The organism is Faecalicatena contorta (assembly GCF_021531995.1).
Lineage (GTDB): Bacteria > Bacillota > Clostridia > Lachnospirales > Lachnospiraceae > Dorea_A > Dorea_A contorta_A.
Genome location: NZ_JAFBIZ010000171.1, coordinates 1 through 3,499, shown reverse-complemented (window position 1 = coordinate 3,499; position 3,499 = coordinate 1). Strand labels below are relative to the sequence as shown.

Annotated in this window: 2 protein-coding genes; both read left to right on the top strand. The window is 42.1% G+C overall.

Going from position 1 to position 3,499, the window contains the following annotated elements; all coding sequences use genetic code 11:
- Positions 1-97 precede the first annotated feature (97 nt).
- Positions 98-1,453, top strand: coding sequence for a peptide MFS transporter (locus tag JQM82_RS14650; RefSeq protein ID WP_235251141.1), 1,356 nt, complete (start codon positions 98-100; stop codon positions 1,451-1,453).
- Between the two features lie 99 nt (positions 1,454-1,552).
- The gene (locus JQM82_RS14645; protein ID WP_235251139.1) at positions 1,553-3,343 is read left to right on the top strand and encodes an aminopeptidase P family N-terminal domain-containing protein; all 1,791 of its coding nucleotides are present in this window, start codon (positions 1,553-1,555) and stop codon (positions 3,341-3,343) included.
- Positions 3,344-3,499 lie beyond the last annotated feature (156 nt).

The window sequence follows — 3,499 nt, the reverse complement described above, 5'->3', positions numbered from 1 at the left end:
ATGGTATATTTATCTCGGTTCTAAATGTGATACGTATTTCACCAGATAAGTATCACATTGGGGAATACTTTTTATATTTTTAATTGGAGGGTTAAAAATGGAAACAACAAAAAAGAAATGGCCATTTGGTTTCTATGTATGTAGCCTTTCTTTCTCTTTTGAAAGATTTGCATACTACGCTGCTAAATGGGCACTTGCGATTTTCATCGTAACCGATGCTGCTAACGGCGGTCTTGGTCTTGACAAATCTGTAGGTGCAGCAATGAGCTCTAACCTGGTAGCATTCACTTATATCACACCTGTTATCGGTGGATATATCGCTGACCGTTGGGTTAGCCCGAGACTCCTCGTACCAATCGGAGAGATCCTTATGGGAATCAGTTACTTACTTGCATGGAAAGCAAACGGAATCGGAATGCTTTGGGCAATGATCATCCTGTTATCAATCGGTACAGGATTCTTCAAAGGAAACGTATCCGGTATCAACGGACGTCTCTTCCCATTAGCTGACCAGGACACACTGGACTCTGTATTCAACATCCAGTACATGTTCGTTAACATCGGTTCTTTCTGTGGAACATCATTCCTGAGTCTTCTTGCTCTGTCATATGGATATCGTTTCTTATTCTTCGTCTGCGGTATCTTCTTATTTATTGACTGTGCATGGTGGATCTTCGGTATGAGATTCTTCGGCGATGCTGGTAAGAAGCCATTCCTTGTTGACAACAGAACAGAAAATGTTGACACTGCTGACAAGGAAAAAGACAACGCTCCACTTACAAAACTTGAGAAAAACCGTGTTATCGCTATCCTGATTGTAACACTGTTCTCCGGTATCTTCTGGTTGATCTGGTACATGGTATACATGCCAGTCTACTACGAGTTTGGCCCGGTAGAACAAGGTGGTATGGGATGGGCAAACTGGAACATTGGTTCTTTCCAGATGCCTACTGCATGGTTTGACTCTATGAACGCTCTTCTTTGTATCATTCTCTGCCCGATCTTTGCTGGTATCTGGGCTAAGATGAAACAGAGACCACAGGGTGACTGGGGTATGTTCACAAAGACAGCTCTCGGAATTATCATTCTTGGTCTGTGTACTGCATGCATGGTTATCGCTGCTATCATCAGCGGTGAAGGAACAAAGGATCCGGCTGGTATCTGGATCATCATCCTGACAGCAGTTGCCATGACAGTTGGTGAAGTAATCTTCTCACCACTTGGAAACTCTTTCATCAACAAATATGCTCCTAAGAAACTTCTTGGAACATTACTTGGTGTATGGCCACTCATTATCTTCTTCTCAGGAAAAGGATACGGCCCACTTTACAACTTCTTGGCTAACTTCTCATTCGTCAAGGCTTATGGTATTGTTACAATCGTTATCATCGCCTGCGGTGTTATTATGTTAGCATTCACAAAGAAATTCGACGAAATGGTTGGCGGCAAATAAGTCAATACATAACAGAATTTACTTTTCAGTGGAAAGGGCTCCCGGATTCTCGGGAGCCTCTTTTTATAAAAACATTTACAAATTAAGGAGGTTTTTATTATGACAGTTGTAGCTGAAAGAATTGCAAAACTGCGTGCTCTGATGGCAGAAAAGGGAATCGACGCCTATGTTGTTCCAACTGCAGATTTCCATCAGAGTGAGTATGTAGGCGAACACTTTAAAGCAAGAAAATTTATCACAGGATTCAGTGGCTCCTACGGTACTGCTGTAATTACCAAAGATGATGGGGGACTTTGGACAGACGGCAGGTATTTCTTCCAGGCAACCAATGAACTGGAAGGAAGTGGCATTCGTCTGATGAAGATGTTTGTCGGCGATACTCCTTCTATTTCGGAATATCTGAATGCAAATGTTCCGGAAGGAGGAACCGTTGGATTTGACGGTCGTGTTCTTTCTATGGGTGAAGGTCAGGAATATGAAGAAGCATTGTCTGAAAAAAATATTCAAATCAATTATTCTGAAGATCTGATTGATGCAATCTGGGAAGATCGCCCGGAGCTTTCCAAAAAACCGGCATTTTTCCTGGAAGAAAAATATTCCGGAGAAAGCACAGCTTCCAAACTTGCACGTGTAAGAGCAAAGATGGAAGAAAACGGAGCAGACACCCACATTATTGCATCCCTTGATGATGTATGCTGGCTTCTGAATATTCGTGGAGATGATATTGATTTCTTCCCGTTATTACTCTCCTACGCAACCGTAACCATGGACGCTGTAGAGCTCTACGTAGATGACTCAAAACTGAATGACCAGATTCACGAAGAATTAAAGAAAAACAATGTAAATATTCATCCTTATAATGATATTTACGAAGATGTGAAAAAACTGGATTCCAACAAAGTTGTTCTGATCGATCCAATGAAAATGAATTATGCTCTGTACAAGAACATTCCTTGTAAGATCGTAGAGGCAGCAAATCCGACTATTCTCATGAAAGCCATGAAGAATGAAGTTGAGCTTGAAAACATCAAGGAGGCTCATATTAAGGACGGTGTTGCGATCACAAAATTCATGTACTGGATCAAAACACGCTATGACAAAGAGACTATCACCGAATTAAGTTCTGCAGCCAAATTAACTGAATTACGTGCAGAACAGGAAGGCTACATCCGTGACAGTTTTGAGCCACTGTGTGCTTTTGATGATCACGCTGCCATGATGCACTACTCTCCAAGTGAAGAATCGGATGTTCAGCTGAAATCCGGCGCATTTTTCTTAAATGATACCGGTGGCGGATACAACGAAGGTTCTACAGATATCACCAGAACTTTCATTCTTGGTTCCGTAGAGGATCAGATGAAAAAATACTTTACTGCTGTTGTACGTGCCATGATGCGTCTGTCCCGTGCAAAATTCCTGTATGGATGCTATGGATACAATCTTGACGTGCTTGCAAGAGGCCCGATCTGGGATCTGGACCTGGATTTCCAGTGCGGTACCGGACATGGTGTCGGATACCTTGGAAATATCCACGAAGCACCGACCGGATTCCGCTGGTATGTTGTTCCAAGCAAGAATGAACACCATCAGTTAGAAGAGGGTATGGTTATCACAGATGAGCCGGGAATCTACGAAGATGGTCAGTTTGGTATTCGTATTGAAAATGAATTCATCGTCAGAAAAGGTGTGAAAAATAAATACGGACAGTTCATGTACTTTGAGACCATCACATTCGCTCCAATCGATCTGGACGGAATCGACCCGGAAGAAATGAGCAGAGATGAAAGAGAATGGCTGAACAATTACCACAAGGACGTATATGAAAAGATCGGCCCACGTCTGACTGAAGAAGAAAGAGAATGGCTGAAAGAATATACCAGAGCTATTTAAGAATCATACGACTGTATAAGATTTATATGATTGTTAAAAGCGTATAACCAACCGTGAAAAAGGCGAACACAATGATTCCTGCGACGCTAAGTCGCTTACCTTCGGAATCACTGTGCCGCCTTTTTTCACTTGTTTTTCGCCCCATAACATATATAT